Raw genomic sequence first — 22,409 nt, 5'->3', positions numbered from 1 at the left:
GAGGCGCCCTTGCTCCCTCGCTCGCGGATTGCACAAGAATGGCAGGCTTTCTGGCTGGCACTGGGATTCCTGACTCGTATCCCCATGCTCGTCCGGATTGATTACTCCCAGCGCCTGATGAACCAGAGCAGCGTCTATTTTCCCCTGGTGGGCCTTCTGCTCGGCCTTGGCTATTGCGCCGCCTATTTTCTGTTCTCACTGGTGGCCAGCCCGCTGGCAGCCGTTATCCTGGTGGTTATTCTGCACCTGTTTATCACCGGGGCCTTCCACGAAGATGGCCTGGCCGACAGTGTTGATGCTCTCGGCGGCGGCTATACCGTTGAAAAACGGCTGGAGATCATGAAAGACAGCCGGATCGGAACCTATGGCACGGTGGCACTGGTGATGGCCTTGCTGCTGAAAGTAGCCCTGCTGGCTGAGGCTGAATTGATCTGGCTTGCGTTGCTGGTGGCACCTGCGGTTTCCCGGCTGACACCACTGATATTGATGGCCTGCCTGCCGTACGTCACTGACCCCGACAAGAGTAAATCCAAGCCGGTGGCAGACGGTTTCTCCCGCAGCCGTTTGCTGGCGGCGGCAGGCTTTGTGTTGTTGCTGGCATCCGGATTATCACTCTGGCAGCCGTTACTGATTCCCGCAGCCATAACCGCCGTCCTGCTGGTTGCTGTGTTCTGGGGCAGCTATCTTCGTAGCCAGCTCGGTGGCTACACCGGCGACACCCTGGGCGCAGCTGTCGTGTTCAGCGAACTGGCGCTGTTGCTGGCTCTCTAACACGCCGGAAATCGTCAGTTATCCACCGTGAACGACACTATCCGGGACAGGTGGCTGATGGGCATTTCCGTCTCTTCGTGCCAACGGTTGAACGCCTCCTGGGCCTGGCTCATGCCTTTCTTGCTGGCCGGTGAGGCATCCAGAATTCCGGCCCGGGTCAGGGCGGTAACCACATCGTGGGACAGGATAAAGCCATCCCAACCCACCCGGCGCAGGAAATACTGGGCCGAGTTCCCGCCCAGACGCTCACCGTTACGCTTCAGGTAAAGCAGCAGCCCCACCTGATCGGTCGACGGCCACTGGGCCAGAAACTGACCAAAGCTACCATGATCTTTCGCCACACCCATGATCATCCGGGCATTTTCCGGCACGGTTCGGATCTTCTGCATGTTGCGAACAATACGCTCGTCTGTAGCCAGCTGCTCCAGCACTTCCGGCGGCACCTGCTGCCAGTAGGCGGGCACAAACCCTTCGAATGCCGCCTCAAAATCCGGCCACTTGTTCTCGATCACCCGCCAGACAAAACCAGCCTTGAAAATGCATCGGGTGATCTCGGACAGGTAACGGTCGTCGCCGATCTCCGCCAGACGATGCTTTTCAATGACCGGTGGCAACAGAGATTTCAGGGCCTGTTCGCCACCCTTCCGGGCCAAGGCCTGCTGGTAAAACACAGAAAACTTCATCTCACCCCCTGAACAGAAGTCCCAAGTCGGGTCGGATCGTACCCAATTCGGGACCTATGAGGAAAACGATAATAGTTTTTTATGGTACCCATCACCCCCCGGCGAGGTGCTTTTCCAGTTTCCTATGCGCAATCGGCTGCCCCCAGCTATTCCCATGCACCAGATCTTCCAGCGGCAGCCGGGAACGCCAGCCTTTGGACTGTAATTCCGGTTGCTCCAGGAATTCACTGACATAGCCCAGGCAGAGATAGGCCAGCGGGTATACATGATCCGGCAACTGCAGGATATTCGACAGCACATCCTGATCCAGAATACTCACCCAGCCCACGCCAATGCCCTCGGCCCGTGCTGCCAGCCAGAGGTTCTGCACCGCCAGGCAGGTACTGAACAGGTCCATTTCCATAATGGAGTTACGCCCCAGGACATTGGGACCGCCGCGGGATCGATCACAGGTGATGCAGAGGTTGATGGGGCTTTCCAGAATGCCCTGCAGTTTCAGGCTCCGATAGGTTTGCTGGCGCTCGCCGGTGTAGTTTTCCGAGGCCTTTGCGTTTTCCTCGTTAAAACTTTCCAGCACCTGCTCGCGCACCGCCAGGCTGTCAATCACGATAAAATCCCAGGGCTGCATGAAGCCGACCGACGGGGCATGGTGGGCAGCTCTCAGGATGCGCGCCAGAACCTCCTCCGGAATGGCATCTGGCAGGAACTGGGAGCGCACATCCCGGCGCTCGAAGATGGCCCGGTACAGGCCTTCGCGCTGGGCATCGGTGAAGGGATCATTCGGGTTACTCACAACTGCAACAGCCTCCTTAACCGCTCTATGTCCAGGCACTGCTCCACCTGATCGGCCAGGCGATCAAGTTGCTGCAGACGGTGACGCTGGTAGTCCACCGACTGCTCGCCCTGTGTTTTAAGGCCTGCCCAGGCCAGAATGGCATGGCAGGCGGCTGGCTCGTCGAAGACGCCGTGGATGTAGGTACCCGCCACCTGGCCATCCGCACTGACGGCGCCATCCGGCCGGCCTTCCAGCTCTGCAAATGGGCGCACCAGCGCGGCGCCTTCGGTGACACCGTTGTGCATTTCATAGCCTTTCAGAGCGCCTGTCACCGCCGTGCTGACAACATGAGAGGTCAGCCCGCCATTTACCATTCGGAGCTGCTTGCCCGGCACCATACGGGTAACCATTTCGAACAGGGCCAGGCCCTCGGTAGTGCCGGCTTCACCCTCCAGCCCTTCCGGGTCTTCCACTTTTAGCCCCAGCATCTGGAAGCCGCCACAGATACCCAGTAGCTTGCCGCCATACCGCAGGTGTTTCTGGATGGCTTCCGGCCAGCCTTGTTGCTTCAGCCACTGCAGGTCGTGCCGGGTGCTTTTGCTGCCGGGCAAGATAATCAGATCCGCTGGCGGAATGGGTTCATCCGTCCCCACGAACACCAGGTCAACGCCCGGGTGGAGTCGCAACGGATCAAAATCGTTGTGGTTGCTGATCCGAGGCAATATCGGCACCACCACTTTCAGGGCGCCGGCCTCACTGGTGCCGGCGGCACTGACGCTGTCTTCTGAGTCGATCACCAACCCGTGCAGGTATGGCAAAACCCCGAACACCGGCTTGCCCGTGTGTTCCGTCAGCCAGTCCAGCCCGGGCTCCAACAGCGCAATATCGCCCCGGAACCGGTTGATGATAAAACCCGCCGTCCTGTCCCGCTCACTGTCGGAAATCAACGCCAGCGTACCCACCAGCTGGGCGAAAACCCCGCCCTTGTCGATATCCCCTACCAGCAACACCGGACAATCAGCAGCTTCGGCAAAACCCATGTTGGCAATGTCGTTGGCCCGCAGATTGATTTCCGCGGGGCTGCCGGCGCCTTCGGCGATGACCACATCGTAGCGGGCACTCAGTGCCTGCCAGCTCGCCATCACCGAATTCATCGCCTCAGCTTTGTAGGCGTGGTAATCCAGGGCATCCATATTGCCATGGACCTTGCCCCGCAAGATCACCTGGGCGCCGCAATCGCTCTGGGGTTTCAACAACACCGGGTTCATGTCGCTGTGGGGCTCCAGGCCACAGGCCAGGGCCTGTAACGCCGTGGAACGGCCAATCTCGCCGCCATCCACGGTGACTGCACTGTTCAGGGCCATGTTCTGGGGCTTGAATGGCGCGACTGAGACCCCCTGCCGGGCCAGCCAGCGACACAGCGCCGCCGCCACCGTGGTTTTGCCAGCATCCGAGGTGGTGCCCTGCACCATCAGGGTGGGCATTTACAGCTCCACACCCTTCTGGGCCTTGATGCCCTGATCCTTGAAGGCGTGCTTGACCACACCCATTTCGGTCACGGTGTCGGCCAGGTCGATCAGTTCCTGGGGAGCACCACGGCCGGTGACCACCACATGCTGCATCTCCGGCCGGGCCTGCAGGTCATCCAGCACCCGGTCCAGATCGATGTAGTCGTACTTCAGCGCGATATTCAGTTCGTCCAGCAGAATCAGGTCATAGCTGTCGTCTTTGAGCATGTCAGCTGCGATATTCCACGCTTCAGTCGCACTCTGCACATCCTGTTCCCGGTTCTGGGTGTCCCAGGTGTAGCCCTGTCCCATCACGTGGTAGGTCACGTTCGGCAGGCTCCGGAAGAACGCTTCCTCGCCGGTGCTGAAAGCGCCCTTGATAAACTGGACGATGCCCACTTTCATACCATGGCCCAGGGCCCGGGCCACCATGCCAAAGCCGGAACTGCTTTTGCCCTTGCCGGGGCCCGTGAGCACCAGCAACACGCCCTGTTCTTTCTGGGCTCTGGCAATGCGTTCCTGCATGATCTTCTGTTTTGCTGCCATGCGCCTGGCATGGCGTTCGGGGTCTTTGGCGCGTTCTTTCACAGGATCTCCTTCAGTCGTTCGCCGGAGCAAACAGGCGAATGTCATCTTTATTCAGCTCAATCAGTTTCTGGTCATAAAGGCCTTCCAGTGCGTCGCGCACCAGCATTGACTCGGTTGGTCCCCAGCAGGCCTGACCATCCGGGTACAACAGCAAAACATGACTGCACCATCGCGCGGCCAGATTAAGATCGTGCAGACACATGAAGATGCCCTTTTCGCGGTGGGCACAGGCACTCAGCAGACGCATGACCTGAACCTGATGATGTAGGTCCAGATGGTTTGTCGGTTCATCCAGCAACCAAACCGCCGGATCCTGAGTCATCAGGGTTGCAATCGCTACGCGTTGTCGCTCTCCGCCTGACAGGGTATTCAACAAACGCTCGCCGAGCTCTCTGAGATCCAATGCTCCCAGAGCGGCCTCTGCCCGGTGGATATCCTCCGCCTGCTCACTTTGCCATACCGAAAGCCAGGGGTGACGGCCAATCAACGCAGTCTCGAGCACCGTTGCAGGAAAGCTGTCTTGTCGGTCCTGAAATACCAGCCCCAACTTTCGGGCCAGTTCACGCCGGGGTATGGCAGCCAACTCAACATCATCAAGCCATACTTCGCCACACCGGGGTGCTTTCAGTCCTGCCAGGGTATGCAATAACGTGGTTTTCCCCGCACCGTTCGGCCCCAGAACCCCCCAGATCTGTCCGGGCGCCACGTCCAGGTTCAGCTTCGCACCGTTCGAACGTCCGGGAATATCGATAATCAGCTCGCGAGCAGAGAGAGTCGTCATCATCGACTCCGGTGAAGCAGATAAAGGAAAGTGGGTACGCCCAGCAAGGCGGTAATCACACCCACCGGTAGTTGCTCAGGCGCAATCACAGTCCGGGCCAGAGTATCAGCCAGAACCAGCAAGGTGCCGCCTGCCAAAGCACTTGCCGGTAAGATGATCCGTTGGTCATTCCCCAGCACGAGACGCAGCATATGGGGCACAATCAGGCCAACAAAACCGATGCTACCCACCGAGGTGACCGCCGTTGCGGTCAGCAGGCTGGCCAACAGGTAGATGCTCCATTCCAGAGGGCGAACAGACACACCCAGAGCCGCGGCCTGCAATGGTCCCCTCGCCAGTACATTCAAGCTACGAGCCAGTGGCAGCAAGGCAATAACCGCAAGCATCAGCACCACGATGGAGGGCCAGGGCAGACGCGCATAAGACACATCGCCCATCAGCCAGTACAGCATACCCGGCAACTGATGAGCGGGGGTGATGGCAAGCATCAGGGTAATGGCCGCTCCCCAACCAGCGGCGGTCACCACTCCGGTAAGCAGCAATCGCGATGGGGTCCAGCTGCCGGTACCGTGGGCCAGCCCAAACACCAGCAGAGTCGCAAACAGGGCGCCAGCAAAGGCGGCGCCAGACACCAAAACCATGCCAGCCCCCGCAAGCATGGCTAGCAGCGCACCGGTGGCAGCACCACCGGACAGCCCCAGAACATAGGGATCGGCCAGCGGATTTCGCAACAATACCTGCATCAATGCCCCGGCGATCGCCAGCAAACCGCCAGCAGCAAACGCCGAGAGCGTCCTGGGTAAACGAAGATCAATCAGAAGGGTTCGATCCAGCGTATCACCCTGCCCGAGAACAACCTGCCACAGATCACCGGGCGGGATAGTAACACTGCCGACGGCGAGGGAGAGCGCACAAGCCAATGCCGCAATAACCGTCAGTATTGTCAGCGCTCGCATCATCCCCGGTCCCTCAAGCGGTTCCTTGTGTTATTACAACCGAGCACGCGCCATATCCAGTTTCTCGCAAACCGTGCGTGCTCCATCCAGCAAACGCGGCGTGGGGCGTGAAATGGGCGAGGCCGGAATGATAAACAAATTATCCGCCGCTACCGCCGCCATCGCGCCAAACTCCCTCCAGCGCTCAAGGCTTGTATAACTGTTGCCGTCTTCATCGGTGCCGCCCGACAGGATGGCTTCGGGGTCTCCGGCCAGAACATCTTCCGGCCCGATACGCGGCACCAGGCGAGCCATCTCACCAAAAATATTCTGGCCACCGCACAAAGAAATCACCTTTCCGATCAGATGCTCATCATTGATCGTCATCAAAGGCTGATCCCACACTTGATAAAACACACGAATGGGTTCACGCCCCCGATATTGCTTCGCCAATGCGGCAATTCCCTGTCGAAACCGGGCCGCCTCCGCATAACCCTCAGACTCTGTACCCGCGAGCGACGCCAGCCTCTCCAGCACCGAGGACACACCTTCAAACGTTCGTGGCTCAATCGCAAAACTGGCCATGCCAAGCTGATCGAGCATAGTGACCTGCTCAACCGGATTACCAGACACCCAGGTAACCACCAGATCCGGCTTGAGAGCGACCAACGCCTCCAGATCAATCCGGGTATGGCTCCCGACATTGGGCAACATTTCAGCCTCCGGGGGATAATCGCTGTAATCAACAACAGCGATAACCTGCTCACCAGCACCCGCGGCAAACGCCAGCTCCGTCGCCCCGGGGGATAGTGTCACGATGCGCTGGGCAGGCCCGGGCAAACAAAGCTCCACTCCGTTATCGTCCGTGGCACAGACATCAGCCACCACATGGCTGGAGAGCATCAGGAAAAGCACGAAAACCCGAATGACTATCATGAGACCTCCTGAGCGCTGGCTAACTCTGAACTATTTGTCATTTATTGACGACCTCTTGGCCACACCGTAAACTCTTACTCAAATTTTTTATCCGTAGCAGGTGCCCACCTCAAGCGCGACAACTGTTCGACTGAGCGATGGGTGAAACTGGGAAGTTCGGTGAAATTCCGACGCTGCCCCCGCAACGGTATGCGGTACGAGAGGAATGGCCCTGAGCCAGCCACTGCAGCAAAACGCTGTGGGAAGGCATCCTACTCTGGCAAGAATGCCAGCCGCAAGCCCGGAGACCGGCCTGCTACCGGCTATCAGTGCTTTTGACGGAGGGTCAGAACACGGAGCAGGCGTATATGCCTCTTCTCTTTTGGTAGCTGTTCAGGCAACCAGAAACCGCAACAATGCTGGTTGCAGACGCAGAGAAATGCAGCCGGTGCCCATCTCCCTGATGAAGAAAATCGTTATCTCCATTTTTTCGCTGATGGCCACCAATGTCATCGCAGAAGATACACTTCCTTTTATCGTGGTGGAAGCCACTCCCATCAACGCCGCCAGCGATGTAGACCCCAGCCAGGCGACAGGCCCCGTGCGCGTTCTGGATCGGTCCAGCATCGAAAACCGGACCGCTTCAGTCGCTGATGTTCTTAGCGATCAGGCCGGCGTCCAGATCCGACAAAGCGGCGGACTGGGAAGCGCCTCATCAGTGTCCATTCGAGGATCGACCTCGCGGCAGGTACAGGTTGTTCTGGACGGCATGCTACTGAACGATCCGGTCACCGGCGGTGTTGACCTCGGCAAACTGTCGTTGACTGATGTCAGCCGTATTCAGGTGTACCCCAGTGGAGCCCCAGCACAGCTGCCTCAGGCGGGCATCGGTGGTGTGGTGGTACTGGAAAGTCTTGGCAAAGACATCGAGGATGCCACCAGCATCAATGTCGGCGCTGGTTCCTTTGACACTTACCGAACCGGCCTCTTCAACAGCGGCAGCCACGACGATTTTTACTATTGGGTGTCGCTTGATCGACAAACCAGCAATAACGACTTTGAATACCCCAACGCCAGTGACTGGTTCAATCCGAATGATGGCGATAACACCAAGCGGCGCAATGCGGATTATCAACAGGATGCTGTCAGCACGAAACTGGGCTGGGAGATCAGCCGGACAGCCCAGGTCGACGCTCTGTTCCAATACACCCATTATGAGCAGGGTGTGCCAACCATCCAGAACTGGCGGGACAACGATGCGTCTCTGGCGAACGAAACTTTTCGCCTACAACTTCAGGGGCAGGAACGTGGATGGTTCCAGGGCAAGCTGCACTCCAGCCATCGCCTGATTGTCGGCGATATCACCGAGCATTACGACAATACCAGCGGGCGGGTAGGTCTCGGAGTCTCCGATGTAAAAACCGACACACAACAGCTTGGGCTGGTGAATACCCTCTCAGCTTTACTTGGCAACCACACCATCACACTGAGCGTTGATACCACCCACTATGACTACCAGCAGGACGACAAACAGGATACTGAGCCTCGAGATGAACGGGAGCGGTTCCAGCTAACCTCGTCGTTATCCTATGCCTGGCAGAGTATCGATAACCGTTGGAAGACGCAGGCAGCTATCCGTCAGGTGCACGTTCAGGACGAATCCGATGAATCGCTTGCCGATGGAACCACCGAGTCGACCCGCTCGCGCGACAATCACACCAGCTGGCAACTCGGGCTGACCCGCGTGATTCATGATAACTGGACACTCTCCGGCAACATTGCAAACAACGTGCGCGTTCCTACCCTTCAAGAGCTATACGGTCAGCAGGGGCTGTTTATCGGCAACCCGGACCTGCAGCCAGAAGAATCGATGAACTACGACCTGACACTGCGCACAGACCAGGGCTGGGGTCATGCCGAAGCCACAGGGTATTTCCGGGTGCTGGACCCTGCTGTGATCGCAACCTACGACGCCCGCGGCGTCGGTCGTTATCGCAACCTGGAAGCCGAGGTTTATGGCGTGGAGCTGGATGCGGTTTTTTCCATCACCCCCGCCTGGTCCCTCTACGGCAATGCCACGGTACAGGAGTCGGAAAATACCGACAAGTCAGTGCGCACGCGTTTCGAAAAGCGGTTGCCGGGTATTTATCACGAATCGTTTCTTGCCGGTACCCGCTGGCGTTTCAGGCCCTTCCAGATCGACCTGTCCTATCAGGTGGACGATGAACTCTATTATGACTCCGCCAATATCCTGGAGGCTGATGCCAGAGAGACGCTTAACGCAACGGTGCAATGGCAACGGATCTGGCCGGACAAGAGCATGACTGAGGCACGACTGGAAGTTCGCAACATCACCGACGAAATCTACCAGGATTTCAATCGGTTCCCTGGCCCCGGACGCGGCTGGTTTATCAACATCAAGCATTCCCTCTAACCATTACAAGGGTTATACCATGAACCACACGGAACTATTTTCACTGCGCCAAGGCACCCTTGCTGCGCTTGCACTGACCATCGGACTGACCGGTTGTGGTGGGGATTCCTCGTCTTCAACACTTGATCCTGTGATTACCGAGAACGTCGGGGTCGTTGCCACGGCGGCCGATGACTACACCTCCGGTGAGGTAGAACTGGTATCAATACAAGAAACTGGAATGCAAGCTTCGGGCGGTTATTTCAGCGGCATTTCGGACATCACAGTGAATGGCTATGGTCAGCACTATTACCTGATCAGAAAGTTCTTTGGCGATCAGGTATTGAAGGTCGACATTGAAAACCCCGGGAAAGAAGTCTGGGAAGCCAGCACTTTGGAAGCCGGTGATCAGGGCAGCGCCAACCCGTACCAGATCGTCTTTGCCAATGAAGCCAAAGCGTACCTGCTCCGCTACGGAAAAAACGAGGCATGGGTTGTAAACCCTTCCGCCAACAGGGCTGAGGACTTTTTCACCGGCAAAACCCTGGATCTGAGCGTCTATGTACCCGCAGACAGTCAGGGCGATGTAGTTCAGATGTCAGCGGGTGCTGTCGTCGACGGCAAACTGTTTATCACCATGCAACGGCTCGATAGCAATTACAGCCCCACCAATGACGGATACGTTGCGGTTTTTGATACCACAACGGACACAGAAATCGAGACCAATGCCAGTGCTACCGACATAATGAAAGGCATCCCTCTCATTGGCCGGAACCCTTCCAACATCCAGCACGTTGATGGCATCGGGCTGGTCATCACCAACCTGGGAAGCTTTTCCGCACCCTTTGAGGGCACAAGCCTAGATGTCGTTGACCCTGAGACCTATCAGGTTTCTTCAATGATTCCAGACGCCGACATTGACACTCAGATCAATGATGTCGCCATCATCAGCCCGACTGAAGGTTACATACTGAACTACGCGGGCTGGCAGAACATTTCACTGCAGTCCTTCAATCCGTCCGAGGGCGCAACCTCGCTGGCCACGGTCAACAATCTGACCGGAATGGACTTCCGAGATATCGAACTGAGTCCTGAAGGCCGCCTGTGGTTGGCAGATGCCACTCTGTCGAATCCGGGCGTGCGGGTCATCGACCCTTCCGACAACAGTCAGGCCGATTTCATTGAAACCTCACTGCTACCCATCGCGATCAGCTTCGGCACGGTGGTCACCAATCCTTGACCTCGACAGCGGGCGGCTTTGGTGGCCGCCCGCCCACTGCCCTACCAGGCGCTCTAACGCCTGTTCCAGTCTGTGCCATTCCTGCTCAGTGCCCGGAAGTCCGACTCTGATTGCAAGGGGATTCTCGAACAACCTCACCAGGATACCCTTATGCGCCAGTTCATGGTGAAGGTCGTTAGCCCGGGCGTGTCTCAAATAACGGAACAGAATCGTGCCGTCACTGAGTCCAAGCCCTGACTCAGATAACAGATCACCCAATCGTTGGCTCTTGTGTTCAAGCTGATCCTTTGCCTGCAACTGCCAGGCCCTATCCTGAAGCATTTCCGCCATTATATAGCGCGCTGGTCCGCTCACGGGCCAGGGGCCCAGCTCAGACATCAAAGCTCTGCCCGTCTCTGCCTCAGCTATCACAGCGCCTGCGCGCAACCCGGCGAGGCCGAAGAACTTGCCCATGGACTTGAGGACGATCAGTCCTTTCAGGGCCCCCGCAGCTATCAGGCTCTGTTGGTCACAAGCCGGCAAAAAGGCCTCATCAACTATTAGCCAACCTTGCCGCGCTCGCAGACGTTCCCACCAAACCAGCAACCGTTCAACGGGGATCAGCTCCCCCGTCGGGTTATTCGGCTGTATCCAGACCACCACATCAACGGAATCCAGCCACGCCAGCTCCGCTTGCATTGTCGCCTGTTCAGGAATCGCCACCACGTCGAAACCCGCTCGCCGCCAGGCATGACCATGCTCACGATAACCGGGCATGGGCACGGCCACCCGACCGAAACCATGCTTACGGGCACGAACCGCTGGCAGGGCCATGATCGCCGCCTGGGAACCCGCTACGGGTAGGCAGCAGGCACGCTCCGGCGCCCCGGCCCAGATACGGATAATCTCTTCCAGCCCATCTTCCGGCTCCGGCAGCCGTTGCCATACCTCCGCCGGAATTGCCGGAACCGGCCAGGGCACAGGATTAATACCGGTGGAGAGATCCAGCCATTGTTCCGGAGGAATGCCCCAGTGCTGAGCCGCTGCCCTCAGGCGACCTCCATGCTCCGGCAAATCAGCACCATCGAACGCTGTCACCCGATACCTCCTGACCAGAACGCATTCAGAGTTGCGGCCAAGGCCAACAACACCAACAGCCACAACATCACGCCACGCTGAACCAGGGAAATCGCGCCCTCCACGGTTTGCGCCGTGGCGCCTTGCCCGCTGCCCAGCAGCGGTCGCTGCTTCACGCCACCGGAATACGGCGCCGGGCCGCCCAGAGTGACACCGAGCGCGCCCGCTCCTGCTGCCATCACCGGGCCGGCGTTCGGACTGTCCCAGGCCCTGGACTGTTCACGCCAGCATTTCACGGCCAGCCGGGTATTGCCCAGCAACGCATAGGTCAAGGCAGTTAGCCGGGCAGGCACCCAGTTCATAGCATCATCGAGCCTGGCGGCGCAGCGCCCGAAATACAGATATCGTGGCGTCCGGTAGCCCCACATGGCATCCAGCGTGTTCACCAGCCGGTGCAAAACCAGTCCGGGCAAGCCAGCGACCAGATACCAGAACAAGCTTGAAAACACCGCATCCGCGCCATTTTCCAGCATGGATTCCGAAGCGGCGGCGGCAACGCCTTCGTCGGTCAGCGCTGCAGCGTCGCGGCTGACAATTTGGCCAACCGCCAGCCGGGCCCGGGCGCCATCCCCGGACGCCAACGCAGTCGACACCGCCCGACCATGCTCCGCCAGCCCCCGTAATGAAATGGCAAGCCAGACACCGGCCACCTGAGTGAGCAGCCACAGCCAGCCCTCCAGCAGGAATTGCAGCAGAATTGCCAGCACGACGGCTGGCATGACCGCTACCAGGGTCGCCAGCAACCCCCGCAAAAGGCTTTGCGTCGGGAATGACGGCTGATCATTCAGGCGTTGCTCCAACAGGGATGCCCACCGGCCGAAACCCACCAGCGGATGCCATCGCCGGGGCTCACCCAAGAGCCAATCCACCAAAACCGCGGCACCGCACACCAGCGCTGCAACCACAAACGTATCCAAAGCCGGTCTCCGTAAATCAAGTGCCGGTAAGTCTAACCGACCGATCACTGAACTTGACAGTCTTGCCTCCCGGTTAGACCATCGTGGGTTTTCCGCCCACAAGGACCCATCGCCATGGCACTGCCCGACAGTTGGTTGAAGTCACCCCCAAGGCCCTCGGTTCAGCACACCGCGCTTGCCGCCGAACGCCAGCAGGTACTCACCAAGCCACCCGGCTCTCTCGGGCAACTGGAAAAGCTCGCCATCAACCTGGCGGGCCTGAACGGCAGTGACAAACCCAGCGTTGATCCGGTGCGAATGGCGGTGTTTGCCGGTGATCACGGAGTTTGCGCCGAAGGTGTTTCAGCATTTCCGCAGGCAGTCACCGCCCAGATGATCGCCAACTTTGCCAGCGGTGGCGCCGCCATCAGCGTGATGGCCGAGGAACTCGGTGCCAGCCTGGAAGTGGTTAACCTGGGTACGGTTGGCGAAGTACCGGAATTACCCGGCGTCATACACCAGATTATCGCCCCCTCTACGGCCAACATGGCAAAATCACCGGCCATGTCCTCGCGCCAGGTTGAATCCGCGTTATACAGTGGCGACGATGCCGCCAGGCGTGCCGTAAACGCTGGCTGCCGCCTGTTTATTGGTGGCGACATGGGCATCGGCAACACCACCAGTGCCGCCGCATTGGCCTGCGCCCTGCTGGGCCAGCAGCCCACCACCCTCGTTGGCCCGGGCACCGGGCTGAACTCCGAAGGCGTTGCCCGCAAGGCCCGCATTGTTGAGAAGGCCTTGCACCGACATGGTCCCGACCGGGATCCGCTGACGGTACTGGCCTCTTTGGGAGGCTTTGAAATAGCCGCACTGACGGGCGCCATAATGGGCTGCGCCGCACGCCGGATCCCGGTGCTGGTGGATGGTTTTATTGTCTCAGTCGCTGCACTGGTGGCCGTGCATCAACAACCGACTGCGCGCGAGTGGCTTCTGTTTGCACATCGGTCAGCCGAACCCGGCCACAGTGCCGTGCTGGAGGCACTTGATGCCTCGCCGCTTCTGGATCTTGGCATGCGCCTGGGCGAAGGCAGTGGCGCCGCCGTTGCCGTTCCCCTGTTACGCGCCGCCTGCACGCTGCATAACCGGATGGCCAGTTTTACCAACGCTGGCGTCAGTGGCAAAGCGGAAGAATAGCCCTATGACCACCACAGTAATCGACCTGATACGCCACGGCGAACCGGAAGGTGGCCAGATGTTCCGGGGCAGTAAAGACGACCCTTTGAGCGACACCGGGTGGCAACAGATGATAGCTGCCATCGCCGAGGGTGATCGGTGGGACGCCATCGTCAGTTCACCCATGAAACGGTGCCGACGCTTCGCCCAGCAACTAGCCGAGGAACACAGGATTCCACTGCACATCGAAGAAGATCTTCGGGAGATCGGCTTCGGTGAGTGGGAAGGGTTGACCGCAGAGCAGATCCAGGAGCGTTATGGGGATCACCTCAACCACTTCTGGCAGGACCCCATCAACTTCCTCCCCCCCGGCGGTGAAGCTGTGACGGATTTCTACCAGCGCACCATCGATGGTTTTGATCGGTGGCAGCAAACCCTAGCCGGCAAACGGGTCTTGGTGGTCTGCCACGGAGGCGTGATTCGCATGGTGCTGGCCAATGTGTTGGGCATTCCGCTGGAAAAATCATTCACCGGCTTCGCCGTCCCTTACGCCTGCCGCAGCCGGATACAGGTGGACCAGTCCGAATTCGGTGTGTTCCGCAGCCTGATCAGCCACCAGCCTTGAGGGTAATTGGTAAACCCGCCACGGCCATCACCACCTCATCACATCGCTGGGCCAGGGCCTGATTGAGCCAGCCCAGCTCGTCGGCAAAACGGCGGGTAAGCGGGTCCATGCCGATGGTTCCGAGCCCCACTTCGTTGGTCACAATCACCAGAGGGCCGGGATAGGCCTCAACCGCCTCCAGAAAGGCCGCCCGCTCGGGCTGGAACAAGGAGCCGTCGGCAAACAACAGATTGCTCAGCCACAGGCTCATACAGTCCACCAACAGCAACGGTGGCTCTCCCAGACCGCTGGCATACACTGACAATACCCGGCCCAGGCGCAGCGGCTCCTCAACCAGCTGCCAGTGATCGGGACGCAGCTGCTGGTGACGCTGGATACGCAGTGCCATTTCATCATCGCCTGCAGTGGCGGTCGCCACATAAACCACGTCGTTACCGGCCGCTTTGGCCCTCTGCTCAGCCAGCCCGGTCTTACCGGAGCGAATCCCGCCGGTTACCAGTAACTTGTTGACCATAAACCTTTCTCCAGCCCGCCACATTCCGTCGCCAAGGTACACCAACCGGACAGACAACTGCTATAGTTTGGCCAGACTCTGGAATAACCGGTCAGCCAACCGCAAACATTTAATCAAGACTCAGTCACTCTGGAGAGCCCATGCAGGCCGAACTGTTGGACATCCGCAACCACATTGCCCAATACCCCCCGTTCAATGACATGCCTGAAGAACTTCTTGAACGAGTTGTCAGCGGTATTGAGGTGGTCTACTACCGCGCCGGCACCCAGATACTTGAACTCGGCCAGACCAATCATTGGCTCCACTATATCCGCAGCGGCGCCGTGGAGATTTTCCGCCGCTCCGGTGAGCTGTACAACCGCGTGGGCGAGGGCGAAATCTTTGGCCAGTTCGGATTGATGATGAACAAGAAAGTCCGGTTCCCCGCCAAAGCCATCGAAGATTGCCTGATCTACAAGATTCCGGATACCACCTTTCAGCATCTGTGGGAAACCGACGAAAACTTTGCAGACTTTGTTGAGATTGAAGACCGCAGCCGACTGCGTTCGGCGGTTTCGCGTAGAGAGAAATCCAACGAACTGATGACCGCCAAGGTTACCCGCCTGATATCCCGGGAACCGGTTTCCGCTCCGACCACCGTTCGCCTGCAGGAAGCCGCCAGAATCATGACAGACAATGGCGTATCGGCGCTGCTGTTGATGGATGAAAGCGGCGAACGCCCGAAATTGCAGGGCATCATCACCGACCGGGATCTACGTACCCGTGCGGTTACCCATGCCCTGGCCTCGGAAACCCCGATCAGCGACATCATGTCGGAAGGGCTGATCACCATCAGCGCCCGCTCCTTCATCTTCGAAGCCATGCTCACCATGCTCCACAACAACGTGCACCACCTGCCGGTGATGGAAGGCGACGAAGTGCGCGGCGTGATCGCGCTGTCTGATATCGTCAAATACGAAAGCCAGAGCAGCCTGTACCTGGTGAGTAACATCTACCACCAGAACGACGTCAAAGGCCTGAAGAAAATCAGCCGTGAAGTGCGCGACAGCTTCGTGCGCATGGTCAACGAAGACGCCAACTCCCACATGATCGGCAGTGCCATGGCCGGAATCGGCCGGAGTTTCAGCCAGCGGTTACTCGAACTGGGCGAAGAAAAGCTCGGCCCGCCACCGGTGCCCTACTGCTTCATGGCGCTGGGCTCTATGGCCAGGGACGAGCAGCTGGTGGTCACAGACCAGGACAACGCCATGGTGCTGGACGACAGCTTCGTCCCGGAAGAGCACGACGAATACTTCCTGGCCCTGGCCAAGTTCGTCTCCGACGGCCTGGCCGAGTGCGGCTACACTTACTGCACCGGCGACATCATGGCCACCAACCCGAAATGGCGGCAACCGCTGAGGGTCTGGAAAGACTATTTCACCGACTGGATCGATAACCCCAAGGCCGAAGCCCTGCTCAACAGCAACATCTTCTTCGACCTGGACGGCATCTACGGCGAAACCGACTTTGCCGAGCAGCTGAAAACCCTGATTGTGGAAAAAGCGGGAGGAAGTCAGCGCTTCCTCACGTTCCTGGCCAGAAATGCCCTGAACCGCACGCCGCCCCTGGGTTTCTTCCGCACCTTTGTGCTGGAAGAAGACGGCAAGCACCAGAAAACCTTCAACCTGAAACGCCGGGGCACCGCGCCGCTGTCTGACCTTATCCGGGTGCACGCGCTGGCCAGTGGCAGCCGCTCCCAGAACTCCTTCGAGCGCCTGAAGGACGTGGCCAACACCAAGCTGTTGCTGGACGACGACGCAGGCAACCTGCGCGATGCCCTGGAGTTCATCTCGATTGTCCGCATCCGCCACCAGGCGCTGGCCATTGAAGAGGGCCGGGAACCGGACAACAACGTGCGCCCCGAAGACCTGTCGCCGTTCGAACGCAGCCACCTGAAAGACGCCTTCCAGGTGGTCAGCAATGCCCAGAAATTCCTGCGCTTCCGCTACAACGCCGGAGCCACGCGGAATGTCTAACGCCATCGAAAGCAGCAACAGTAACCGGAACTGGCCAGACACCTACCGCCAGGGGGCTGAACAGGCAAAGGACACGCGGATTCGCGACTTTTACGATGCCGGCTGCCCGGATGCCACCACCCCCGTGCGCGACGTTCCGCTGGTCGCCCTGGACTTCGAAACCACCGGCCTGGACGTCAACAAGCACTCCATTGTCAGCATCGGCCTGGTGCCCTTTACCCTGGGCGGCATACAGCTCGGCGAGGCCTGGCACCAGATCGTCCGCCCGCAGCTGCCGCTGGAGCAGGACACCGTAACCATTCACGGCATCACCCACAGCGAAATTGAACACGCCCCGGACCTTGCCGAGGTGCTCGACCCCCTGTTCCAGCACCTCAAGGGCCGCATACCCGTGGTGCACTACCGCAACATAGAGCGGCCGTTCCTGAACATGGCCCTGCAATGGCGCCTGAAAGAACAGCTGCTCTTCCCGGTCATCGACACCATGGCCATCGAAGCCTACCTGCACCCCAAACGAAACCCCGGCCGGTGGCAGCAACTGATGGGGAAAAAGCCCATCTCTATCCGCCTGCCCGACAGCCGGATCCGCTACGGTCTGCCCCACTACGCCGGCCACAATGCGCTGATCGACGCCATCGCCACCGCCGAACTGTTCCAGGCCCAGGTCCTTAATCACTTCGGCCCGGATACGGCCATTGGCGACCTGTGGGTATAAGGACCCATAGCCCCTGCAGGCGCCAATCGCTAGAATAAAGGGCAAATCAGCCAAAGAGACCACAGTGACCGACACCATCACCAAACCTACGCCTCTGGACGCCTTCAAACGCGCCCGAAGAATGTGGCTGAAAGGGGAAAAGATCAGCCTGGCCGCCCTGGCCGATGACCTGCACATAGGCCGCGCCACCCTGTTCCGCTGGGTGGGCAACCGGGACCTGCTGATTGGTGAGATTCTCTGGTCCCTGTACGAACCTCTCTACAAAGAAGCCCGTGCCATTACCCCCGGCCATGGCGTCGACTATGTAGTTGGCGTGTTTCGTCACATCAACATGACCATCCTGCACTTTTCGCCACTGCGGAAATTCCTGCACCAGGATCCGGAATACGCGCTCAAGATGCTCACGTCATCCCATTCCACCCTGCACGCCCGCACGGTGGAAGTGAATACCCGCTTACTCAAGGATGAAGTACGCGCCGGGCACCTGAGCCCGCCCATGAACATACAGAGCCTGTCCTACTTCATGGTGCGCATCGCCGAATCCTGCCTGTACAGCGACATCATCGGTGGCCGGGAACCCCGGGACGAAGAACTCGAAGATGCCTGTACAGCGGTACGTATCCTGCTGGGCGGCAAGGTGTAGGGCCCAATCAATCCCAGGCATAAAAAAACCGGCACTGTTTCCAGCGCCGGTTTTTTTATGGTGTGACAGCGGCCAGAACGGCCGCGCCGGATCAACCAATCAGGTTGTAGACAAACACAATCGCCACGGCTACCGGAGTCACGTAGCGCAGCAGGTTGTGCCACAGGGCAAAGGCACCACCGTCCATGGCCAGGTCGCTCTTCAGAGACTCTTTCGCCACGAACCAGCCTACAAACACGGCCGTCAGCATACCGGACAGCGGCAGCATGATATTGGCGGTGAAGTAGTCCAGCAGGTCGAAGATGGTCTTGTCTTCAAAGGCTGCGAACATACCCAGCGGGGTCACGCCGGACCACACGTTCAGTGACAGGATCGAGGCAATACCCAGTGCCCAGCAGGCACCGCCGGCGACAATGGCACTGCCGGTACGGCCCAGGCTGGTTTTCTCTTCAACCCACTCAACCACCGGCTCCAGCAGGGAAATACCGGAGGTCCAGGCGGCAAACAACAGCAGGATAAAGAACAGCGCGCCAAACAGGCTGCCCATGGGCATGTTGCCGAACGCCAGCGGCAGGGTCTGGAAGATCAGGCCGGGGCCGGCACCGGCTTCCAGGCCGTTGGCGAATACCACCGGGAAAATGGCCAGGCCCGCCAGCAAGGCAACCACGGTATCCAGGATGGCAACACTGACAGCCGTGCGGCCAATCTTCACATCGTTACCGAGATAGGAGCCGTAGGCCATCATGATGGCCATACCCAGGCTCAGGGTGAAGAACGCATGGCCCAGGGCAACCAGGACGCCGTCAATGGTCAGGGCGCTGAAATCCGGGGTAAACAGGAAGCTGACCGCTTCGCCGAAATGACCGGTGGTGGTGGCATAGCCCACCACTACCAGCAGCAACACCAGCAGTGCCGGCATCAGGATGGTCGCAGCACGCTCCAGGCCACCCTTCAGGCCACGGGCTACCACCAGGATAACCAGCGCCATAAAGACGGTGTGCCAGAACAGCAACAGGCCGGGGTTACTCAGCAAATCACCGAACAAGGCGCCTACCGAGTCAGCCGTACCACCGGTGAAGTCACCCATGGCCGCGTGGCCGATGTAGGAAGCCGCCCAGCCGCCGATGACGGAGTAGAACGACAGAATGATAAAGGCCGCGAACATACCGATGATAGCAGAAATACGCCAACCCGGAGACGCCAGGTTGCGCTCTGCCACCAGCCGGAAACTGGTGATCGGGTTGTGGCGACCATTCCGGCCGATAAACACCTCGGCCATCATGATGGGAATACCGATGATGAAGATACAGAGCAGGTACACGAGAACGAACGCGCCGCCGCCGTTTTCACCGGTTACGTAGGGAAACTTCCACACGTTACCAAGGCCGACAGCAGAACCGGTTGCTGCCAGAATAAACGCGAGTCTGGAAGACCAGAGTCCGCGAGCCCCGGTACCGCTGTCAGCTGCGGAGTTGGACTGAGTCATGAGTTTTCTTCCTGTGCTTTTGGCTTTAGGAAATTACGGATTGTGAGTGCGCCGAGCCTGAGTGCTGGGGCAGTTGGGGCCGGATTCTGCCAGCACTGGCCAAATGATGCCAGTGTTGAAATGTTGTTCAGTTGTTTACGGCCGGCCCCCGGCCGGGAGATCAGGCCAGGGCCTGCCGCCGAAACCGGTTGTTCACCCACAGCGAGAACGCAATCACCAGGCCGCCGAGCGCAAGCCGCCCGAGGTCCGCATCCCGGTTCCAGATCAACAGGTTAACCAGCAAGCCGGCCGGCACCAGGGCATTGTTCATGATCGCCAGGGTGCCGGCATCCACCTGGCAACCGCCCCGGTTCCACAAATACAGCCCCAGACCGGAAGCCGCCAGGCCAAGCCAGGCCAGAATGCCCCACTGCAAGCCGGTAGCCGGCAGCTTGTCCGGATTACCGAACACCAGGAACGACGGCAGGGCGATGACCAGCGCGCCAAAGAAGAAATAACCGAAAGTGCGATAGCCCGGCAGCTCCAGCGGGTAACGCTGCATCACGTGTTTGTAGCCCACCTGGCCGGCGGCAAAGGTGAAATTGGCCACCTGCAACAACAGGAAACCGGTGATGTAGTCTTCGCTCAGGCCGTCGTAGCGGATAATGCCGGCGCCCAGGGTGGCGATGGCCGCAGCCAGCAGGGCCACCGGGGAAAACCGGCGGTACATGGCATCGTCCAGCAGGGTGACATACAGCGGAGTGAAGATGGTGAACAACAGCACTTCCGGCACCGTCAGGTAACTGAACGAGCGGTACAGGCACAGGTAGGTGATACCGAACTGCAGCATACCGGTGGCCATGATGCCCAGCTTCATGCCTCCGGGAACACCGCGCCAGCGGGTCAGGGGCAGGAATACCAGAGCTGCCAGCAACACCCGGCTGAGCACCGCAAAGTCGCTGTCTACCCGGCCAGCCAGGAATTCACCAATCAGGCTGAACGAGAACGCCCAGAGAATCGTAACCAGAACCAACAGTTTCATCGCGCGCCACCTGCAAAAATCCGGGCTGCTACTTTACTGATTTCTTCCGGCAATTGCAGTTTCTGAAGGCGTGCTTGTCCCTATAAGAACCAACACCGGCGATAGGGTATGATCTTCAGCCGGCCCAAGGCCCCCTATACGCTCTGCACAGAAACCCGGAACACCATGGACGAAAACCACCAACCGTTACCAGAAACCCGGCAACCACTGGTCAGCCGCACCCTTACTGAATGGAAAACCCTGGCCATTCTGGGCGGCCCCATCCTAATTGCCCAGCTGGCCCAGATGGCCAATGGTGTCATCGATACCGTGATGGCCGGCCACGCCAGTGCCGAAGACCTGGCCGGTGTCGGCATCGGCAGCAGCCTGTGGATGCCGCTGTTCCTGTTTTTCATGGGCCTGCTCGGCGCGCTGCAACCGATCATTTCCGGCTACAACGGTGCCCGCACCACCGGCAAGATCATGCCGGCTACCTGGCAGGGACTGTACATCGCCCTGGCCGGCACCGTAGTGATGGTGCTCTTGCTGACCAACGTAAAACCGGTGCTGTCGATGCTGAAGATGGAGCCCACCACCGCCGGCATAACCCAGGGCTACCTGGATGCCTTCGCCTGGGGCATTCCCGCCATGCTGCTGATGAACGCTCTGCGAGGCCTGACGGACGGGCTCGGGCACACCCGGGTGATCATGGCATTTTCGGTGCTCAGCACCCTGATCAACCTGCCCCTGAACTACATTTTCATCTACGGAAAGCTCGGCCTGCCGGCCATGGGGGGCGTGGGTTGTGGCTGGGCCACCTCCTTGTCGAACGGAACGGCGGCCATCGCCCTGCTGGTATACCTGAATTACAGCAAGACCTTCCGGGCCTTCCATATACTGGCAGACTGGGTGAAACCGAACTGGCAGGGCATCCGTTACATTCTGCGCATTGGTGTGCCGATCGGCTTTACCATTTTCGTAGAAGCCAGCATGTTTTCGGTTATTGCGTTGTTCCTGGCTCCGCTGGGGCCGGTTGTGGTGGCAGGGCACCAGATTGCCCTGAACGTGGTGTCACTGTTGTTCATGCTGCCGCTGAGTATCGGAATGGCGCTGACCCTGCGAGTCAGTTTTCTGATCGGCGCCCGGGCCCCGGACACTGCCCGGCTGATTTCCCGAAGCTCGCTGATCCTGGCCTCGGCCATCGCCCTGATCTTCGCCAGCGCCCTGTATGTGTTTTCCGGGCCGATTGCAGCGCTGTATTCCAGTGATGCCGAGGTACAGGCGGTCACTGTCCGGTTGCTGACCTTTGCCGCCATGTTCCAGATTGCGGACGTCATCCAGGTCACCTGCATCAGCGCACTCAGGGGTTACAAGGACACCCGCATCCCCATGTTTATCATGCTGTTCTCGTTCTGGGGAATCGGCTTGCCGCTGGGTTACTTTCTGACCTTTACAGACGCATTGCTGCCGGCGCTGGGAGCGGCCGGATTCTGGGTGGGATTAACCGCGGGGCTGACCTCCGCCAGCTTGCTGCTGGGCTGGCGGCTGTTCCGGTACCGGCCGGCACCGGAACCGGCCTGGGCCAGCGCGTCTGCATAGACAATCCGGTCACGGCCG

21 protein-coding genes and 1 riboswitch are annotated in these 22,409 nt (G+C 59.2%); of the genes, 9 read left to right on the top strand and 12 right to left on the bottom strand.

Annotated features, from left to right (window positions below; all coding sequences use genetic code 11):
* Positions 1 to 9: 9 nt before the first annotated feature.
* On the top strand, positions 10 to 771 hold the full coding sequence (gene cobS / locus H3Z84_RS13375) for an adenosylcobinamide-GDP ribazoletransferase (RefSeq protein ID WP_199457783.1): 762 nt from the start codon (positions 10 to 12) through the stop codon (positions 769 to 771).
* A 14-nt stretch (positions 772 to 785) separates the two neighbouring features.
* On the opposite strand, the gene H3Z84_RS13370 is transcribed toward cobS, so the two are convergent.
* From H3Z84_RS13370 to H3Z84_RS13340, 7 genes are all read right to left on the bottom strand, one after another.
* Positions 786 to 1,454, bottom strand: coding sequence for a DNA-3-methyladenine glycosylase I (locus H3Z84_RS13370; protein ID WP_199457782.1), 669 nt, complete (start codon positions 1,452 to 1,454; stop codon positions 786 to 788).
* Positions 1,455 to 1,545: 91 nt separating this feature from the next.
* Complete coding sequence (gene bluB, locus H3Z84_RS13365; RefSeq protein WP_199457781.1) at positions 1,546 to 2,247, bottom strand: 5,6-dimethylbenzimidazole synthase; 702 nt, start codon at positions 2,245 to 2,247, stop codon at positions 1,546 to 1,548.
* Positions 2,244 to 3,713, bottom strand: a complete 1,470-nt coding sequence (locus H3Z84_RS13360) for a cobyric acid synthase (RefSeq protein WP_199457780.1) — start codon at positions 3,711 to 3,713, stop codon at positions 2,244 to 2,246. The genes bluB and H3Z84_RS13360 overlap by 4 nt, the downstream gene beginning before the upstream one ends.
* Positions 3,714 to 4,325 carry a cob(I)yrinic acid a,c-diamide adenosyltransferase gene (cobO, locus tag H3Z84_RS13355; protein WP_199457779.1) on the bottom strand — a complete coding sequence of 204 codons (612 nt, stop codon included), beginning with the start codon at positions 4,323 to 4,325 and terminating at the stop codon, positions 3,714 to 3,716. It abuts the gene before it with no gap.
* Between the two features lie 10 nt (positions 4,326 to 4,335).
* A complete protein-coding gene (locus H3Z84_RS13350; protein WP_199457778.1) occupies positions 4,336 to 5,106 on the bottom strand; it encodes an ABC transporter ATP-binding protein in 771 nt (256 codons plus the stop codon).
* Positions 5,106 to 6,065, bottom strand: a complete 960-nt coding sequence (locus H3Z84_RS13345) for a FecCD family ABC transporter permease (RefSeq protein WP_199457777.1) — start codon at positions 6,063 to 6,065, stop codon at positions 5,106 to 5,108. The genes H3Z84_RS13350 and H3Z84_RS13345 overlap by 1 nt, the downstream gene beginning before the upstream one ends.
* 30 nt (positions 6,066 to 6,095) lie before the next feature.
* Positions 6,096 to 6,977: a cobalamin-binding protein gene (locus H3Z84_RS13340; protein ID WP_199457776.1), complete on the bottom strand. Its 882-nt coding sequence runs from the start codon at positions 6,975 to 6,977 to the stop codon at positions 6,096 to 6,098.
* An 81-nt stretch (positions 6,978 to 7,058) separates the two neighbouring features.
* A riboswitch (cobalamin riboswitch) is annotated at positions 7,059 to 7,288 on the top strand.
* 131 nt (positions 7,289 to 7,419) lie between these two features.
* Between H3Z84_RS13340 and H3Z84_RS13335 the strand changes: the two genes are divergently transcribed.
* Together H3Z84_RS13335 and H3Z84_RS13330 are read left to right on the top strand one after the other, a co-directional pair.
* Positions 7,420 to 9,390, top strand: a complete 1,971-nt coding sequence (locus tag H3Z84_RS13335) for a TonB-dependent receptor (protein WP_199457775.1) — start codon at positions 7,420 to 7,422, stop codon at positions 9,388 to 9,390.
* A 19-nt stretch (positions 9,391 to 9,409) separates the two neighbouring features.
* A complete protein-coding gene (locus H3Z84_RS13330; RefSeq protein ID WP_199457774.1) occupies positions 9,410 to 10,609 on the top strand; it encodes a hypothetical protein in 1,200 nt (399 codons plus the stop codon).
* Here the strand turns inward: H3Z84_RS13330 and cobD are convergent.
* Positions 10,565 to 11,686, bottom strand: a complete 1,122-nt coding sequence (gene cobD / locus H3Z84_RS13325) for a threonine-phosphate decarboxylase CobD (RefSeq protein WP_323127001.1) — start codon at positions 11,684 to 11,686, stop codon at positions 10,565 to 10,567. The genes H3Z84_RS13330 and cobD overlap by 45 nt on opposite strands.
* Positions 11,683 to 12,642, bottom strand: a complete 960-nt coding sequence (gene cbiB / locus H3Z84_RS13320) for an adenosylcobinamide-phosphate synthase CbiB (protein WP_199457772.1) — start codon at positions 12,640 to 12,642, stop codon at positions 11,683 to 11,685. Before cbiB ends, cobD begins: the two co-directional genes overlap by 4 nt.
* A 120-nt stretch (positions 12,643 to 12,762) precedes the next feature.
* On the opposite strand from cbiB, the gene cobT reads away from it, so the two are divergent.
* The gene (cobT, locus tag H3Z84_RS13315) at positions 12,763 to 13,815 is read left to right on the top strand and encodes a nicotinate-nucleotide--dimethylbenzimidazole phosphoribosyltransferase (protein WP_416226192.1); all 1,053 of its coding nucleotides are present in this window, start codon (positions 12,763 to 12,765) and stop codon (positions 13,813 to 13,815) included.
* Positions 13,816 to 13,819: 4 nt separating this feature from the next.
* Positions 13,820 to 14,419 (top strand): histidine phosphatase family protein, encoded by a 600-nt coding sequence (locus H3Z84_RS13310; protein ID WP_199457770.1) that lies wholly within the window; start codon positions 13,820 to 13,822, stop codon positions 14,417 to 14,419.
* Here H3Z84_RS13310 and cobU read toward each other — a convergent pair.
* Positions 14,403 to 14,933 (bottom strand): bifunctional adenosylcobinamide kinase/adenosylcobinamide-phosphate guanylyltransferase, encoded by a 531-nt coding sequence (gene cobU, locus H3Z84_RS13305; RefSeq protein WP_094624414.1) that lies wholly within the window; start codon positions 14,931 to 14,933, stop codon positions 14,403 to 14,405. The two genes, H3Z84_RS13310 and cobU, sit on opposite strands and share 17 nt — an antisense overlap.
* Positions 14,934 to 15,073: 140 nt before the next feature.
* Here cobU and H3Z84_RS13300 point away from each other — a divergent pair, with 140 nt between their 5' ends.
* The 3 genes from H3Z84_RS13300 to H3Z84_RS13290 all read left to right on the top strand — a co-directional run bounded on the left by H3Z84_RS13300 (position 15,074) and on the right by H3Z84_RS13290 (position 18,306).
* Positions 15,074 to 16,948, top strand: a complete 1,875-nt coding sequence (locus H3Z84_RS13300; RefSeq protein WP_199457769.1) for a putative nucleotidyltransferase substrate binding domain-containing protein — start codon at positions 15,074 to 15,076, stop codon at positions 16,946 to 16,948.
* Positions 16,941 to 17,663 (top strand): 3'-5' exonuclease, encoded by a 723-nt coding sequence (locus H3Z84_RS13295; protein WP_199457768.1) that lies wholly within the window; start codon positions 16,941 to 16,943, stop codon positions 17,661 to 17,663. Before H3Z84_RS13300 ends, H3Z84_RS13295 begins: the two co-directional genes overlap by 8 nt.
* Before the next feature lie 64 nt (positions 17,664 to 17,727).
* Positions 17,728 to 18,306, top strand: a complete 579-nt coding sequence (locus tag H3Z84_RS13290; protein WP_227508376.1) for a QsdR family transcriptional regulator — start codon at positions 17,728 to 17,730, stop codon at positions 18,304 to 18,306.
* Positions 18,307 to 18,397: 91 nt separating this feature from the next.
* On the opposite strand, the gene H3Z84_RS13285 is transcribed toward H3Z84_RS13290, so the two are convergent.
* Together H3Z84_RS13285 and H3Z84_RS13280 are read right to left on the bottom strand one after the other, a co-directional pair.
* A complete protein-coding gene (locus H3Z84_RS13285) occupies positions 18,398 to 19,792 on the bottom strand; it encodes a sodium-dependent transporter (RefSeq protein WP_199457767.1) in 1,395 nt (464 codons plus the stop codon).
* Positions 19,793 to 19,952: 160 nt separating this feature from the next.
* Entirely contained in the window at positions 19,953 to 20,813 is an 861-nt protein-coding gene (locus tag H3Z84_RS13280; protein ID WP_094624411.1) for a carboxylate/amino acid/amine transporter, read from the bottom strand.
* A gap of 165 nt (positions 20,814 to 20,978) precedes the next feature.
* Here H3Z84_RS13280 and H3Z84_RS13275 point away from each other — a divergent pair, with 165 nt between their 5' ends.
* Entirely contained in the window at positions 20,979 to 22,391 is a 1,413-nt protein-coding gene (locus H3Z84_RS13275; RefSeq protein ID WP_199457910.1) for an MATE family efflux transporter, read from the top strand.
* The last annotated feature ends 18 nt before the right edge of the window (positions 22,392 to 22,409 follow it).

It is taken from the genome of Marinobacter sp. bablab_jr003 (genome assembly GCF_016464245.1).
GTDB lineage: Bacteria > Pseudomonadota > Gammaproteobacteria > Pseudomonadales > Oleiphilaceae > Marinobacter > Marinobacter vinifirmus.
This window is presented reverse-complemented; position numbering and strand designations above follow the sequence as displayed.

What these genes read in the sequence shown, in the direction of transcription:
- H3Z84_RS13280 (WP_094624411.1), bottom strand. Translation starts at nt 20,813, where the DNA reads ATGAAACTGTTGGTTCTGGTTACGATTCTCTGGGCGTTCTCGTTCAGC.
- H3Z84_RS13335 (WP_199457775.1), top strand. Translation starts at nt 7,420, where the DNA reads ATGAAGAAAATCGTTATCTCCATTTTTTCGCTGATGGCCACCAATGTC.
- H3Z84_RS13350 (WP_199457778.1), bottom strand. Translation starts at nt 5,106, where the DNA reads ATGACGACTCTCTCTGCTCGCGAGCTGATTATCGATATTCCCGGACGT.
- H3Z84_RS13310 (WP_199457770.1), top strand. Translation starts at nt 13,820, where the DNA reads ATGACCACCACAGTAATCGACCTGATACGCCACGGCGAACCGGAAGGT.
- H3Z84_RS13360 (WP_199457780.1), bottom strand. Translation starts at nt 3,713, where the DNA reads ATGCCCACCCTGATGGTGCAGGGCACCACCTCGGATGCTGGCAAAACC.
- H3Z84_RS13330 (WP_199457774.1), top strand. Translation starts at nt 9,410, where the DNA reads ATGAACCACACGGAACTATTTTCACTGCGCCAAGGCACCCTTGCTGCG.
- H3Z84_RS13285 (WP_199457767.1), bottom strand. Translation starts at nt 19,792, where the DNA reads ATGACTCAGTCCAACTCCGCAGCTGACAGCGGTACCGGGGCTCGCGGA.
- H3Z84_RS13300 (WP_199457769.1), top strand. Translation starts at nt 15,074, where the DNA reads ATGCAGGCCGAACTGTTGGACATCCGCAACCACATTGCCCAATACCCC.
- H3Z84_RS13295 (WP_199457768.1), top strand. Translation starts at nt 16,941, where the DNA reads ATGTCTAACGCCATCGAAAGCAGCAACAGTAACCGGAACTGGCCAGAC.
- H3Z84_RS13345 (WP_199457777.1), bottom strand. Translation starts at nt 6,065, where the DNA reads ATGATGCGAGCGCTGACAATACTGACGGTTATTGCGGCATTGGCTTGT.
- H3Z84_RS13370 (WP_199457782.1), bottom strand. Translation starts at nt 1,454, where the DNA reads ATGAAGTTTTCTGTGTTTTACCAGCAGGCCTTGGCCCGGAAGGGTGGC.
- H3Z84_RS13340 (WP_199457776.1), bottom strand. Translation starts at nt 6,977, where the DNA reads ATGATAGTCATTCGGGTTTTCGTGCTTTTCCTGATGCTCTCCAGCCAT.
- H3Z84_RS13275 (WP_199457910.1), top strand. Translation starts at nt 20,979, where the DNA reads ATGGACGAAAACCACCAACCGTTACCAGAAACCCGGCAACCACTGGTC.
- cobU (WP_094624414.1), bottom strand. Translation starts at nt 14,933, where the DNA reads ATGGTCAACAAGTTACTGGTAACCGGCGGGATTCGCTCCGGTAAGACC.